This is a genomic window from Pseudomonas hygromyciniae, from assembly GCF_016925675.1.
Classification (GTDB): Bacteria; Pseudomonadota; Gammaproteobacteria; order Pseudomonadales; family Pseudomonadaceae; genus Aquipseudomonas; species Aquipseudomonas hygromyciniae.
The window spans coordinates 3,815,696-3,830,966 of sequence record NZ_CP070506.1 but is presented as its reverse complement, the minus strand read 5'-3'; the positions used below and the strand labels follow the sequence as shown (position 1 = coordinate 3,830,966).

The 15,271-nt window shown below is 59.9% G+C and carries 11 protein-coding genes and 1 pseudogene; 10 read left to right on the top strand and 2 right to left on the bottom strand.

Going from position 1 to position 15,271, the window contains the following annotated elements:
- The first annotated feature begins 22 nt into the window (after positions 1–22).
- The 5 genes from JTY93_RS16895 (at position 23) to JTY93_RS16875 (ending at position 5,455) form a co-directional block, all read left to right on the top strand.
- Complete coding sequence (locus JTY93_RS16895) at positions 23–2,428, top strand: TonB-dependent siderophore receptor (RefSeq protein ID WP_205476703.1); 2,406 nt, start codon at positions 23–25, stop codon at positions 2,426–2,428.
- Positions 2,429–2,753: 325 nt separating this feature from the next.
- Entirely contained in the window at positions 2,754–3,803 is a 1,050-nt protein-coding gene (locus tag JTY93_RS29155; protein WP_240344277.1) for a type III secretion effector protein, read from the top strand.
- A 181-nt stretch (positions 3,804–3,984) separates the two neighbouring features.
- On the top strand, positions 3,985–4,302 hold the full coding sequence (locus tag JTY93_RS16885; protein ID WP_205476702.1) for a hypothetical protein: 318 nt from the start codon (positions 3,985–3,987) through the stop codon (positions 4,300–4,302).
- A gap of 201 nt (positions 4,303–4,503) precedes the next feature.
- Positions 4,504–4,851, top strand: coding sequence for a hypothetical protein (locus tag JTY93_RS16880; RefSeq protein ID WP_205476701.1), 348 nt, complete (start codon positions 4,504–4,506; stop codon positions 4,849–4,851).
- The gene (locus JTY93_RS16875) at positions 4,841–5,455 is read left to right on the top strand and encodes a type III secretion effector protein (protein ID WP_169995036.1); all 615 of its coding nucleotides are present in this window, start codon (positions 4,841–4,843) and stop codon (positions 5,453–5,455) included. Before JTY93_RS16880 ends, JTY93_RS16875 begins: the two co-directional genes overlap by 11 nt.
- Positions 5,456–5,465: 10 nt before the next feature.
- Here the strand turns inward: JTY93_RS16875 and JTY93_RS16870 are convergent, their stop codons facing one another.
- Positions 5,466–6,620 carry an MFS transporter gene (locus JTY93_RS16870; protein ID WP_029296682.1) on the bottom strand — a complete coding sequence of 385 codons (1,155 nt, stop codon included), beginning with the start codon at positions 6,618–6,620 and terminating at the stop codon, positions 5,466–5,468.
- A gap of 319 nt (positions 6,621–6,939) precedes the next feature.
- Between JTY93_RS16870 and JTY93_RS16865 the strand changes: the two genes are divergently transcribed.
- The 5 genes and pseudogenes from JTY93_RS16865 to JTY93_RS16845 all read left to right on the top strand — a co-directional run bounded on the left by JTY93_RS16865 (position 6,940) and on the right by JTY93_RS16845 (position 14,021).
- Positions 6,940–7,911, top strand: a complete 972-nt coding sequence (locus JTY93_RS16865; RefSeq protein WP_205476700.1) for a diaminopimelate epimerase — start codon at positions 6,940–6,942, stop codon at positions 7,909–7,911.
- A gap of 296 nt (positions 7,912–8,207) precedes the next feature.
- A pseudogene (locus JTY93_RS16860) lies at positions 8,208–10,253 on the top strand (type VI secretion system Vgr family protein).
- Complete coding sequence (locus JTY93_RS16855; protein WP_205476698.1) at positions 10,253–11,089, top strand: DUF4123 domain-containing protein; 837 nt, start codon at positions 10,253–10,255, stop codon at positions 11,087–11,089. Before JTY93_RS16860 ends, JTY93_RS16855 begins: the two are co-directional and overlap by 1 nt.
- Complete coding sequence (locus tag JTY93_RS16850) at positions 11,082–11,855, top strand: hypothetical protein (RefSeq protein ID WP_205476697.1); 774 nt, start codon at positions 11,082–11,084, stop codon at positions 11,853–11,855. The genes JTY93_RS16855 and JTY93_RS16850 overlap by 8 nt, the downstream gene beginning before the upstream one ends.
- Positions 11,856–11,867: 12 nt before the next feature.
- Positions 11,868–14,021: a lipase family protein gene (locus JTY93_RS16845; protein WP_205476696.1), complete on the top strand. Its 2,154-nt coding sequence runs from the start codon at positions 11,868–11,870 to the stop codon at positions 14,019–14,021.
- 9 nt (positions 14,022–14,030) lie between these two features.
- On the opposite strand, the gene codA is transcribed toward JTY93_RS16845, so the two are convergent.
- Positions 14,031–15,266 (bottom strand): cytosine deaminase, encoded by a 1,236-nt coding sequence (codA, locus tag JTY93_RS16840; protein ID WP_205476695.1) that lies wholly within the window; start codon positions 15,264–15,266, stop codon positions 14,031–14,033.
- Positions 15,267–15,271 lie beyond the last annotated feature (5 nt).

Below are 15,271 nucleotides of genomic sequence, written 5' to 3'. Positions count from 1 at the left end.
GCATCACTGGACTAGGTACGACGTGAAAAAACTCGCTGCGAACAACAATAAAACCTCCCGCTGGGCTCCTCTTGCCCTGGCCTTGGGGGTCAGTGCCGCAATGCCTGCGGCTTACGCCGACGAAGCCATTCATATCAAGGCCCAGCCCCTGGGCGCGGCGCTGAGCCAATTGGGCCAGCAAACGTCGCTGCAAGTGTTTTTCAGCCCGCAGATGGTGGCCGGCAAACAAGCTCAGGCTATTGACGGCAACCTGTCGCCGGAACAGGCCCTGCGCCAGCTGTTGCAGGGCAGTGGCCTGGACTATCAGATCGACGCGGGTTCGGTGACGTTGCATCCAGTCTCCACGGGCACCGGTGAAGCCGGTTCGCCCCTGGAACTGGGCGCCACTGCGATCAATGTCGTAGGCGATTGGCTGGGCGACGCCAATGCCGAAGTGGTGCAGAACCATCCCGGCGCACGTACCGTGATCCGCCGCGAGGCAATGGTGGAGCAGGGCGCGATGAACGTCGGCGACGTGCTGCGCCGGGTGCCCGGGGTGCAGGTGCAGGAGTCCAACGGCACCGGTGGCAGCGATATTTCCCTCAACGTCGGCGTACGTGGCCTGACGTCGCGTCTGTCGCCACGTTCCACGGTGTTGATTGACGGGATTCCTGCGGCGTTCGCTCCCTATGGTCAGCCGCAGTTGTCGATGGCGCCGATTTCCGCTGGCAATCTGGAGAGCATCGATGTGGTACGTGGCGCCGGTTCCGTGCGTTATGGACCGCAGAACGTCGGCGGGGTGATCAACTTCGTGACCCGCGCGATCCCCGAGACCTTTTCCGGCGAAGTCGGCACCACCCTGCAAACCTCTTCCCATGGCGGTTGGAAACATGTCGACAACGCCTTTGTCGGCGGTACCGCAGACAACGGCATCGGCATGGCGCTCCTGTATTCCGGGGTCAATGGCAACGGTTATCGCGACAGCAACAACGGTAACGACATCGACGATGTGATCCTCAAGACCCACTGGGCACCGACCGATCAAGATGACTTCACGCTCAACTTTCATTACTACGATGCCACTGCCGATATGCCCGGCGGCCTGACCCAGAAGCAGTTCGACGCCAACCCTTATCAGTCGGTGCGCGACTGGGACAACTTCAGCGGCCGGCGCAAGGATGTGTCGTTCAAGTACATCCGCCAGGTGGACGACCGTACCCAGGCGCAAGTGCTGACGTACTACTCCGACAGCTTTCGTGGCAGCAACATCGCCAGCCGTGACCAGCAGACCCTCGGTTCGTTTCCACGTACCTACTACACCTTTGGCATCGAGCCACGGGTGTCCCATGTGTTCGACCTGGGCCCGACCAGCCAGGAAGTCAGCGTCGGCTACCGCTACCTGAAAGAAGGCATGCACGAACAGGCCAGCACTCTGCGACTGGTCAACAATGTCCCCACACCGATCGGTCAAAATGACGGCCACGTTTATCAGGACCGTACCGGTGGCACCGAGGCCAACGCGTTCTACATTGATGACAAAATCGACGTCGGCAAGTGGACGATCACCCCAGGTATCCGCTTTGAGAGCATTCGCACCCAATGGCATGACCGCCCGGTCGTGGGCTTGAACGGCACGCGTACCCAGGAAAAACACCGCGAGATCAAGAACAACGAACCGCTGCCGGCCCTGAGCGTGATGTACCACGTCTCCGATGCCTGGAAACTGTTTGCCAACTACGAAACGTCCTTCGGCAGCCTGCAATATTTCCAGTTGGGCCAGGGCGGTAACGGCGACCAGACAGCCAATGGCCTGCAACCGGAAAAGGCCAAGACCTACGAGATCGGTACCCGCTACAACGATGAGGTCTGGGGTGGCGAAGTGACGCTGTTCTATATCGACTTCTCCGATGAGCTGCAGTACGTCAGCAATGACGTGGGTTGGACCAACCTGGGCGCTACCAAACACACCGGTATCGAAACCTCGGCCCACTACGATCTGTCCAGCCTGGACCCACGCCTGGAGGGTTTGACCGCTAACGCCGGGTTCACCTACACCAGGGCGACTGCCGAGGGCGACGTAGCATTCAAGGGCCGTGACTTGCCGTTGTATTCGCGCCAAGTGGCGACCCTGGGGCTGCGATATGCGGTCAATCACTGGACCCACAACCTGGACGCCTACGCTCAGTCTGGCCAGCGCGCCCCCGGCACGACCAGCACCTATATCACCCAGCCGACCGCTAATGGTCAGTACGGTGATATTCCGGGATATGTGTCGGTCAACGTGCGCAGTGGCTATGACTTTGGCGCCCAACTGTCGAACCTGAAACTGGGCGTGGGGGTAAAAAACCTGTTCGACCAGCAGCACTACACCCGTTCCAGCGATAACAACGCAGGGATTTACCTGGGCGAGCCGCGTACATTCTTTGTGCAGGCGAGCGTGGGCTTCTGATCGCGTGACGGCAGCGTCGCCGCGCCTTGATCGGGCCGGCGGCGATGTGCCTGCTGACCCAAGACGTTGCTGCTGACGTACTTCACAGCGCCTTTCCTCGCACTGCGGTGTATGCGCCTGACGATTCTTCTGTGCTGATTGAAGGGGCGTTAACGTGCATTTCCTACCTTTTTTTTGCGGCTTTCATCGCTTTCAGGAACCGAACTCCGTAGGCCTGCCACACACCATCAACCCTCCGTGCACGGGTGCCTTGTGATAACTGCGTTGTCGAGGTGCCTGGGCGTGTGAGGTGGACCGTGTCAACAAGTCGCACTGGAGAACATCTATGTCGGTACCTGCGTTCAATCAGCCTGTTGTCAATCTACCAACTGACGGCACACATCAAGGAGCCCAACAAGGGGCCAACACCAAAGAGGCAAAGGCTCCGGTTATCGGGTCGCCTTCCAGTGGCCCTAGTTTCAGCGCGCCAGCGGGTAAGTCGGGGCCGGTGTTCGCCGAGTCACCGACGCTGGCGCACGTCGCTGCAGGCGCTCGCGCCCCTTGGAGCAGCCAGGCTTCCACGTGGCAGAACAACTTCTCTCAGGGGATTTTCAGCCGTTTGAAAGGATTTTTCTTCGCCGCCAGGCCGCCGCATTGTGGGCATTTGCCCCACAGGCCCGATCCGGGCTATGGGCGTCCACCGCAAAGGCCCGATCCGAGCTGCGGGCGTCCACCGCAAAGGCCCGATCCGAGCTGCGGGCGTCCGCCACAAAGGCCCCATCCGATCCACGGAAACCCGCCGCCAAGACCGTTTCCCCAGCAGCCCGATCCGCACTATTCAAAGCGCAGTCATGACCAGTTGGCCCAACAGCTGCTGGATAACTTCCAGGTATTCAAGGATCCGCGAAATCCTGGCCACGTGACGCGGCAGAGTTTGAGCAACATGGCGGCAAGACCGCTGACAGGCAACCCGGCCATGGATCAGAACATCAGGCTGGCCAGGGAAATCCTCAAGCGTCCGGAACTCATGAGCGCGCTGGATCGCGACGGACGTACGGGCGTGCTGGACGATCGGTTCAGTTGGCAGAACATCAATGACGTAGTCCGTTCCAGCAATCCGTTGAAGTTCCAGGATGACAAGCAACTGGCCAATACGATGTTCGAGAACTTCGACAAGTTGAAAGGCTGGAGCTGGAACCAAACCATCAAGATCAAGGATCTGCGTGCCTTGGCCCAGCGTCCGCTGACGGGCAACTCGCAAAGGGATCAACTCATCCTCCTGGCGAAAGAAGTCGTCAGCCGCTCGAGTCTCTTGCAGAAAATGGACAATATCGCTGGCCATCCCTATGACGGCCGGATTAGCCGACAGACGCTGCACGAACTGAAGTTGTCGTAATCAATCATCGGTACTGCACAGGTATTTCATCCACGGGAAAAAGCCGCAGGCTCTTCGCGGCTTTTTCCTGCTCGCCGGTGCCATATCAATCGTCCGGAACTGTTTTGCGCTGTTTGCCACACAACGTGTATCTGACGGCCTTTATGACGCCGACGGTTTCACTCAAAGAGAGGGTGTTGACATGACTTCAACGTCACTTGGAACTCAAACTCCCGGTCTGCCGCAATCCCTTCTTGCAGCCACCTGTGACAATGGTGAGCAGGGCCGACGCTTCGGTGTCCAGGCCCAGCACGTGCTTGGCGAGGAGGCGCCTGAAGCTCTGGGGGCAAAGTTCTTTCCAGGGCAGTACACATTCAAGGCACCGGCGGCGGATGATTTCGCCAAAGGCCTGCTTCCTCACCGTACCACCCACACCCCAGGTGGCCCGGTGCCGGAAACCGCGGGCATGACAACCGGCTTGGTCACGGCATTAAAGGTCTTGCTGGGTGTTTCCAGATAGGCAGCGTTGTGGTGCTCAAAGACGGGCTGAGGCTGCCCCAGGTCTTGCCAGTTGTTTACATGTAGTCATCGAAATTGATAGGCCAACCGGAACCATTGCGGATGCCAGGCCACATACTTTGCGCTTGTTGGAGAGCCACCGTTGCAGTGACAGGGGTGGTAGCCGGTCTGAGATGGGGTCTAGAAAAGGTGGATATGAAACATGGCAATTGACGGTGGGGTACCTCTTCTGCGGCCCGATATTACGAGCCGCCATGATGCGATACCGGATCACGCACAACAAAAAGCTCATGCTGCTTCAAGCGAAACCACGCCGCGTGGGTGGCAGGATGATAATCAGCCGTTGCCCAGCACGATTCGATCTTCGGGGTTCCGGCGTCCCTTGCGCTGGGCCACGCCTAACGAAATGACGCTGCATCATCAGGAATTGAGAAACACGCTTTCGGTGCGTACAACCGATGTGAACCCCTATACCCAACTGCCGGATAGCCAGCTCGTGACGGCGCTGGGTGATCATTTTTCCGTGCTGGAAAAATTTCATGAAAAATGAAGGATTGAAACTGTCGTCACTGCGGCGGATTGCCAGTGAAAAAATGACTGACACACCCGCGCGCAATAACGCCATCCTGCTGGCCAGGGCACTTGTCCAGCGCCCGCGGTTGATCGACGCGATCCTCGACGAGGAAGGGTTCATCACGCGGCAAAGCCTGTCAAAGGCCGTGCCGGCAGTGTTTGGCAACAGCGATCCCAATGCCTTCAGCTCGGACCCTTTTCATGCCAAGACCAATGTCGAGCTGGTGCAGGCGTTTCGGGCGGCATTTGATGAACTTCGGGACAGGTCCCGGGACCGCACGAACTTTTTTGAGCAGGTCGGCTACGTGCAGATCGAGAGGCTTGTCTCAATCAGCAAGGACCCGGACGAAACAGACACCCAAGGCACGGTTATCCGGGACCCCGCCACCGGGCTGCCGAAAAAGATGTACAGCGAACAACTGGTGTACATGTCAAAAAACCTGGTGGACCGTCCCAGGCTATTGAACTCACTGGCGCGCATCCATTCTGGCTGGCGACGCATTTATGGCAGTCGTAACCAGAAGGGATGGTTGAGCAGTAAAGACCTTGACGGCTGGCTTGAAAACAACAAGCCCCTTTAGTGCTCTGGACTCATGACACCCGCAGTATTTTTCCACTGATCGCCACGCCCAGCAGGAGCACGGCGATCAACACAAAGGCTACGCTCAAGCTGCTGCCATGGGCGATAAAGCCGATCAGCGCCGGGCCCGCGAGAATGCCCGCGTAACCCAGGGTGGTGATGGCGGGCACCGCAATGTGCTCCGGCATGACGGTTTGCTTGCCGACAGCGGTGTATAACACCGGCACAATGTTCGAACAGCCGGCGCCTACCAGTGCATAGCCCAGCAGCGCGGTTTCCCACGCCGGGAGCAGCGTGGCCAGGAGCATGCCGGCGGTGGCCAGCAAACCACCGATCACAATTACCCGTTTGGCCCCCAGGCGACGAACAATGGCATCGCCGGTCAGGCGGCCGATGGTCATGGTCAAGGCAAACGCCGCATAACCCAGGCCCGCATAGGCTTCATCGAGGCCGCGCTCGTCACTGAGGAACACGGCGCTCCAGTCAAGCACGGCACCTTCTGCCAGGAACACGATAAAACACAAGCAACCGATAAACAGCACCACCCCGTGGGGGATGGCAAAGGCAGGGCCTGAGCTTTCACTGCCATAGGGCAACAAATGGGGGGCCGCCTTGAGCAGTGCGGCCAGCGTAATCACGATCACCACCAGGGTCGCCGACAGCGGCGACAGCCCCAGGCCGAGCAAGGCGCTGACACCCGCGGCCCCCACAATCCCTCCCAGGCTGAACAACCCATGGAAACCCGACATCATGGTCTTGCCGCTGGCTCGTTCTACGATCACGGCCTGCAGGTTGACGGTTGAGTCCACCGTGCCAAGGCCGGCACCAAACAGAAACAACCCAGCCATTAGTAACGGTATCGAGCTGACGGTGGCCAGCATCGGTAAGGCCACGCAGAGCAGAATCGTCCCGGCGCTGAGCACGCGGCGGCAGCCAAAGCGTGACGCCAGCGCGCCCGCTACCGGCATGGCGATGATGGACCCCACCCCCAGGCACAACAGCAACAGGCCCAGCGTACCTTCGTTGAGCTGGGCACGGGCCTTGGCATAGGGAACCAGCGGTGCCCAGGCCGCGATGCCAAAGCCTGCAATGAAAAACGCGATGCGGGTCGACATTTGTTCCAAACGTCCTGGAATCACAGGCGCTGGGGTGGGGATGGCAGTCATGAAAATCCTTGATTTTGCGTTCAGCGAACGATGTGCGGCGCAACATCCTTGCACATCAGGCCTTATCGAGCGAGCTGGGTTCCCGTGGTCGCAGCGAACTTATTTTTTACGACATGGAACACTTTTGCCAATGAGCACCACATAGAGGCTAGCGGGCCCGCTTGAGGTGGCCTGGATGGTGCGTAATCCCTTCGAGTGGCGGTGAACCCCAGGCTGCTTGCAGAGGATTACCACCTTCCAGGCCACTTTGGTGGGTGGTGTCCCGGGTCGACATTGCCCACAATCGCCAGGTGCTTTTCCCTGTCGAGGTGGATGATCCATGACCCTGTTTTACGACGCTCGCGGCAATATCTACGGAGTGGCCAGCCCGACCCTGTTACGCAGCCGGGGCATTGCCGTGCCCGATAGCGCCGCCCTGGCCGCCAGCACTCGTCAGGCCTGGGCAGCCTCGGCGATAGCGTCCGAATGTGGCTGGGGGACGGCGCCGCGTCCAGCCCAGGCCAAGGCTTATCGCTGCGATGGTTTGCTGGTCGGGCCGTTCCAGGCTGCGCCGCCGTATGACCTGCTGATTGTCAACACCGATGGTTCCCTGGCCGAGCGCAGCGGCAATGGCTTGACGATCTTTGCCCAGGCCCTGACGGACGCCGGGCTGATGACTCAGGCCTGTGAGCTGCGGGTGCACCATGACAAACCTGACGCCCCATCAACGGTGGCGACCTGGGTTGAGCCGGCGGTCTATCAGCAGGTTTCGGGGTTCTGGTTGACGTTGGGGCAGCCGACATTCGGACCTCAGGCGGTGGGAGCAGTGGGGTCGGCGAGCAACGCGCCTGACCACGTGAGTGTGCTGGCTGCGATCAACCCGCAATGGGCGCGCAGTGAATTTGTGCGTATCGGCAATCCCCATTGTGTGACCTTGGTCGAGCACGTGTCGGCCTTGCCGGACAATCGGCAAATGCACCAGCCGGGTCTGTTCGCACCATTGAAAGCGATTGCCTTTGCCCCGCCGGCAGGTGATGGCCGGCCTTGTGCTGCCGGGGTCAATCTGCAATGGGCCGCCCGCGATTCTGCCAATCGGGTGATTGCTCGGGTATTCGAGCGCGGCGAAGGCCCCACGGCATCCTCCGGGACCAGCGCCAGCGCGGTGGCCTGTGCAGCATGGCGAGCGGGTTGGGTCGAGGCGGGGGAGGTTGCCGTGGTGATGCCAGGAGGCACGGCGCCGGTACGTCTGCATGTTCAGGCCGACACGTTGCTCAGTGTCAGTCTGTTCGGGGCCGCAACGCTTCAAAGTTGAGGGGGAAGTACTTGATAGCTTAAATAAGTGTCAGTTGTTTCCTTATTGTTTAGTTATCGATTGATGTGTTGCGTAAGTGATTTCCTGTTGTTGTGACCTGGTTTTTTTGCTGCTTTCTCATCTTGTAAAAGAGACTTCCATCCTGTTCGTACGAAACTTCTTTTTTATTTTCAAAGTGCCGAATGTTCGCGGATCTCGCTAATCTTTAAGAGCATTCAGGCACTTTCTTTGGCTGCGGGCTTTAGCTTGGCGGGGGGGAGTATTTCAGTCAGATAGCGGACGGCGGGTAACAACGGATGGTTAATGCGCTTGTTTCGTCACGTTTCAAATTTGTCCTGCACAGTGTGGAGAACGACTTTCAAGTCCTGGCATTCAAAGGCCACGAAGCCCTTGATCAGCCCTACTTCATCGAGGTGCAGTTGGTCAGCGAAAACCCTGGCCTTGATCTGGAAGCATTGCTGCACCAGCCGGCATACCTGGGTTTCGGCGAAGCGGGCGAAGGCCTGCATGGGCAGGTGTATGCGGTCGGTCGCGATGACCCCGGGGCTCGGCTCACCCTTTACCGGCTGACCCTGGCGCCGCGCCTGGCGTGGCTGGAACACCGTCGTGACCTACGCATCTTTCAACAACGCAGCGTGCCGCAGATTATCGCGGCCGTACTCGAACGCCACGGTATCCTGGCCGACGCGTATGCCTTCGAATTGGGCCCGGTGGTCTATCCGCCACGTACGTTCTGTGTGCAATACGCAGAGACCGACCTGCACTTTATCCAGCGGCTGTGTGAAGAAGAGGGGATTCACTACCACTTTCGCCACAGCCCGGACGCTCATCTACTGGTATTTGGTGATGACCAGACGGTGTTTCGCCGTTTGCCTGCACAGCGTTATCGCCCTGCCAGCGGGCCAGAGGCCGAGGCGCGAGTCATCCAGCGCTTCGATGTGCGCCTGGCAACCCGTAGCCGCCAGGTCGTGCGTCGTGACCATGACTTCGAGCATCCTTCGCGGCGCCTGCAAGAGCAAGCCGGGGCGCCATCGGTGCTACCTCTTGAGGACTATCACTACCCCGCAGGTTTTACGGGTCGGGCACGCGGCGTGCAACTGGCCCGTCGCAGCCTGGAGCGCCATCAGCGCGACCATTGCCGGGCCTTGGGCAAGAGTGATCAACCGGCATTGTGCAGTGGCCATTTCCTGCCGTTGAGCGATCACCCGCAGTCCTCCTGCAATGACTTGTGGCTGCTGACCTCAGTGCGTCACGAGGGGTATCAACCACAGGTGCTGGAAGAGGCGATGCCTGGCAGTGAAGTGTTCCAGGGCTATCGCAACCGCTTCAACGCCACACCGTGGCGCGCGGTCCACCGCCCGGCGCTCAAGCACCCCTAGCCGACGATCACCGGTAGTCAGACGGCCACCGTGACGGGGCCGGTGGGCGAGGAGGTGCACTGTGACGCCTATGGTCGGGTGAAGGTGCGGTTTCACTGGGATCGGTTGGACACGATGAGTGACAAAAGCAGCTGCTGGGTGCGAGTGTCCTCCGGGTGGGCGGGTGACGGCTTTGGCGCGATCATGACGCCCCGGGTCGGCATGGAAGTGCTGGTGACTTTCCTGGACGGTGATCCTGACCGGCCTTTGATCAACGGTTGCCTGCCCAATGCGCGGCATCTGCCCCCTTATCCGTTACCGCAACACAAGACCCGCAGCGTATTGCGCAGCCGCAGTTCTCCCGGTGGCGCCGGTGCCAACGAACTGCATCTGGAGGACCGTCTGGGTAAAGAGCTCATCTACCTGCGGGCCCAACGGGACCTGCAGCAGCAGGTGGGTCACGACTGCCACCTGGAAGTCGGTGGCGAGCGGCGCGAAACCATTCGCGGCTTGAGCACGGCGTACCTGGAAAGCGAGGAGCACCGCGACGTTCGCGGCAATCGCAAAGTCCTGATCGGGGCTGGCGATCACCTCCAGGTAAAGGGCGACAGCCAGGCCTATATCGGTCAGACCCTGGTGGTCGAGGCGGGACAACAGATCCATCTCAAAGCGGGCGCCAGCCTGGTGATCGACGCGGGTGCGCAGTTGAGTTTCAAGGCCGGAGGCGAACACCTGCTGATCCAGGCCGGCGGAATTTTCAGCAGCCGCCCCATCACCCTTGGTGGCGCGCCAGCGGCTACGCGTTCGGCCAATCCCTTGGGGCCGGGCGATAACCCGTCATCGCCGCCGCGTGCCACCAGCGGTCCCTCTATTTCAGTGGTTCAGGGCGAAATCATGCACTGGGCAAGGCAACTGGATGCGGATTTTTGTCCGGTATGCGAGCGCTGCCGTGAAGGTGAGTGTGATATCGGGAGGGTCGCGTGATGGCGCTGATGCCAGGCCAATGGATGGCCCAACAGCAGCAGGCAGGGCGACGCCTGTGTTTGATCCTTGAGGGCAGCAGCGAGGCACGCCTGTCGTTGATGGCGTCCCGCAATCTGGCGCAATGTCGCAGCGTCTACGCTGGGAGCGCAGTGGCGGCACTGGCCGCTGTAGGGCCAGTGATCCTGCTGGTGGAGCAACTCGGTGAACCTGCCCTGGTGGGCTTGCTGGAGCGCCCACAGGTGAACTGGGGTTGGCTGGGCAGCTTGCCCGACACGGATCTGGGTGGCGTCATCGAGCATTGGCACGCGCGAATGCTGGTGGGACCGCCGGGCGATCAGGCCCTGTACCGTTTCCACGACAACCGTACCCTGGCACGTGCACTGGCCTGTTTGCCGATAGCGCAGCGACCGGCCTATCTCGGGCCGCTGATCAGTGTGTGCTACTGGTATGAAGACCAATGGTGCAGTGCCAGCAACCCTGCGCCGGGCAAGTACCCGGTACCCGATCCCGCCCCTTGGCTCGACATTCCCAATCCCCAGTCCTCGGCCATTCTGCACGCCAATATCTTGCGTTACCTGCTGGCTGAACACGGCGAAAGCCTGGCGGCATTGGTTGAATTCCAGGACCCAAGGATATGGCTGGCCCAGGTACTGGAACAGGCTCGCACCTGGCAATGGCGCGGGGCGCAACAATTGGAATTTTTGGTGGTGCGCCGGTTGGAGGAAGCGACGGGGCCCTGTTTGATCCGGTGGCAGCCGTTGGCGGGGGAAGCGCCGGCAGATCACTTTTCACGGGTGTTGGCCCAGTGGCACAGCTTGAGGGAAAAACATGAGTAAGCGGGCGTACGGTGCATTACTGGTAGTGGGCATGGTGTGGATGGCGGGATGTGCAAGGGTGCCCGCTGAGCGTTTTACCTTGCAGGTGGAACTGCCTGCCAACTTTCGTTTTAAAAGCGCGGCCAATTACAGCCCCGCGGCTGGCGAAAGCTGCACGTTGCCTGCACGTCGAGGCAAAAGGCCGGAGCGCAAGATCTTTAGCGTGGCATATAACCCGGCGGCCAGCCGCGTGACCCAGGACCTGCCGCTGACTGAAACGGTAGACGGTTGCCCGTTGGTGTTGCGCAGCGTGGAGTTTGATTTTTATGCACGGTGGGGAACGCGGGATACGGATATTGGGGGGGATATTGCGGCGATCTACTTTCAGGACCGTTCAGGAGGGGAGGCGCCTGGGTTGGAGACTTTGGAGTTGAAAGGGCGGTGTCAGTGGTTGTTTCGTACCCTCGGGTCACAACATGCCATCAGGAAGATTCTTAAATGCAACTCGCTGGACAACGAGGGGCAATTGCAGAGGATGCAGGCAGGTGGCGTAGTGCCGCGCGATCAACTAGCAGGAAACACACTTAGCTTGGTGATGGAGGTTACGAACGAAGAGAGACCTTACATGGGGAATACCTGGATCCGTTTCCCTCACGGGTGGAAGCGTTGTCTAGGGAAAAGTATGGCCGATCAATATGGTTTTTGCGCGAAGGATGCTCCCACTTTCAGGCCTTTCAAGATGCCTGACGGGCGTGAGTGCAATGTTTACCCAACCTGTACTGAATAAGGATATTCAGCTATGGCTATCGAAGAATGGAAGGTACCGTTTTTCAGCGAAAAAATGCCGGCTTGTCCGTTACGTGGATGTTGGCTGAGTTTTTCCCTGGTTGATGAAACCGGCAACGGGAAGGCCTATGGAGGGCTTGCTTATTCGGTCCTGGATAGTAACGGACAGCGGCACATTGGGCGCTTGGACGGTGATGGCTATGTGAAGCTGGCCAACCAATACAGAGGCCCATTGGTTCTGACTTTCGAGGCGGTTCATGAGTCATCTGGAGCTGATTATCACGGAGTATTGCAAGCGCGAGATCACTACCCCTTACCTATCACCGAGCTTCAATTTCGAGCTGAACATACTCGATTTGTGCGCAATGACGGCCTGCGGGTCGAGCAAAATCCGGCCCAGGAGCAAGCGAATCGTTTCTACCAAGTCGAAGTCCGCGACCTCGTCCGCCATACCGCCCATTTACCGCCTCCTGCGCCCCGGTCTTACGCCCCCCGACGCCATGCCCTGAAAATGATGGCCGACCTCGGATTCGGTCCGCCGCAGCCTGCATTATCGGGTGTGGTGCTGTTCCCCAACCAGCACAGCGTGCTGGAAGTCCGACCCTTGCGAGCGTTACGCCCGATGCTGTCCACCGAGGATGGGTTCTGTGCCTTGAACCTGTACCAACTGGCATTGATGGCGACCTTGAGTTACTGCCGTTTTGGCCAGGAGCCGGCAACCCAGCCGCAAGATGAAGTCCGTTTCCCCCTGGACCCCAGCATCGGCCATCTGTTTGCTGAAAAACTCTCGGGGTATGAGCAAGCCTGGAGGGTCGACGCAGGGCAAGTACAACGGTTTTACCCGCTGTATGAGGAAGTCGCCTATTCCCGACGTTTCGAGATACTGCCCTTCGATCCCCAGTTGTATCCGCAAAACAGCCCGAAGCTTTTGGGTGAGCAGGAGCATCCGGCGAACCTGCACTTTTTCGATGATGAAGAGCAGGGTACTGATACCCAGGCCTTTATCAGCCATCACGATGAGGTTGTGCTGATTTCGGTACGGGGTACGGCCAGTGCCGCTGATGGCCTGCGTGATGCAAACGCCCACCAGGTGCCGTTCGCGGACGGCATCGGCAAGGCCCATGAAGGTTTTTATCAGGCCTATCGTGCCATGCGCGAATTCGTGCTGCGCTACCTCGATCAGTTCTACAGCGGGCAACGCATTGTGATCTGCGGCCATAGCCTGGGAGGGGCAATCGCCCTGCTGCTGGCAGAGGGACTGCGCCGGGTCAAAGATGCCGACTACAACGTGCTCCTATACACCTACGGTGCTCCACGCGCTGCCGACGCCGAATTTACCGGGGGCGCGGCTGACCTGGTTCATCACCGTATCGTCAACCACAATGACCCGGTTCCCAGCGTGCCGGCACCGTGGATGAACACCACGGCCAAACTCTGGGTTCCCGGCGCGGTAACGTTGTTCAGCGCCCCCGCGCCCGCAGGCCTGCTGTTTGCGGCAGGCCTGGTACGTATCGGGGGCAATCCTTACTGGCACCACGGCGAGCAACAACACTTCATGCCGATCCTGCTCCCGGATGGAACGCATTCATCGGTGCTGTGGAAGCCGGGATGTGAGTCTCTGGAGGAGGCGGGATGCAATCGCGCCTTGTACCTGAACGGCGACATGCCCGAGCGCGATAACCTGATCAAGCAACTGTTTCAGGCCAGCCAACACTTCATGGTCAGCAGCTACGTGCCGGCAGCCTGGGCCACCTTGCGTCGCTGGCAACAAACCCTGGATAACCGCGGCTCCCTCGTGACGGCGCGGGAGTACGCATTGATCGATCACGCCCTGGGCACCATGGGACGCCAATTGCAGGACAAACAGTTGGAACTGCACCGTCGCCGGCCGGCGAACGGGCGTAGCCATGAGCACTACGATGGCTTGGCCGCTGAAATCGACCGCTTGCAAGTCAGTCGCCAACGCCTGGAAAGCTTGCGGTGGCGACGCCTGCAAGCGCGTGATGTCTATGGCAGCCATGCGCAGGGTGCAAACTTGCCGGCCAGCCTCAAGCGCTGGTTCAGCCACCGGGAAAACCGTGAGTTATCACAAGTGGCAAGCATCCCGCCGGCCCCGCATGACGAGCATGGCAAAGGCCAGCCTTTGGACCTCGACTCGATCGTTTAGCCAAAGGCTCTACAAAAAGGCCACCTGCGCCAGCTGGCGCTTCATCAACACCTTGCCGTTGCGGATCGAATACAGCGCCAGGCCTTGGCTGCGAATGACCTCGTAGTCGCTGTCAGCCGAGAGAATCAGCAGGTTGGCCGGTCGCCCCGGCTCCAGGCCGTAGCGATCGCCCAGGGCCATGGCCTTGGCGCTGTTGTCGGTGACAAGGTCCAGTGCTCTTTGCAGGTTGCTGTAGCCGAGCATATGGCAGATATGCAGCCCGGCTTCGAGTACCCGCAGAATATTGCCGTTGCCCAGTGGGTACCAGGGATCGACGATGGAGTCCTGGCCGAAGCACACGTTCATGCCGGCTTCCAACAGCTCGTTGACCCGGGTCACGCCCCGGCGTTTCGGGAAACTGTCGAAACGGCCCTGTAAGTGAATGCTTTCGGTTGGGCAGGAAACAAAGCTGATGCCAGAGTGCCCCAACAGACGGAACAGTTTTGCGCAGTAGGCATTGTCGTAGGAACCCATGGCCGTGGTGTGGCTGGCGGTGACCCGGCTGCCCATGTCGCGACTGCGGGCCTCTTCGGCCAGTACCTCGAGAAAACGCGAGTGCGGGTCGTCGGTTTCATCGCAATGCACGTCGACCAGGCAGCCCGTGCGTTCGGCCAGGTCCATGAGGAACTTGACCGAGCTCACCCCTTGGTCGCGGGTGTATTCGAAATGGGGAATACCACCCACCACATCGGCGCCGAGGCGAATGGCTTCTTCCATCAGTTCACGGCCATTGCGGTAGGACTCGATGCCTTCCTGGGGGAATGCCACGATCTGCAGGTCGATCAGGTGGCTGCTCTCCTGGCGCACTTCGAGCATGGCCTTGAGCGCCGTCAAGTCCGGGTCGGTGACGTCTACGTGGGTGCGCACATGCTGGATACCATGGGCCGCCAGGGCCTGGATGGTCTGTTTGGCGCGGGTCTTGGTGTCTTCCTGGGTGATGGTGGCCTTGCGTTCGCCCCAGCATTCGATCCCTTCAAACAGCGTCCCGCTCATATTCCAGCGCGGCTCGCCGGCAGTGAGGGTGGCATCAAGGTGGATATGCGGCTCGACAAAGGGTGGTACCACCAGGTTACCCGCGGCATCCAGGTCGTCCGGCCCCATGGGCGGCGTGGCTGTTTGTGGCGTAATACTGGCGATCCGGCCATGTTCCAGGTGCAGATCATGCAGGCCTTCACGGTTGCGCAGGCGGGCATTGATGATATGCATGGGCA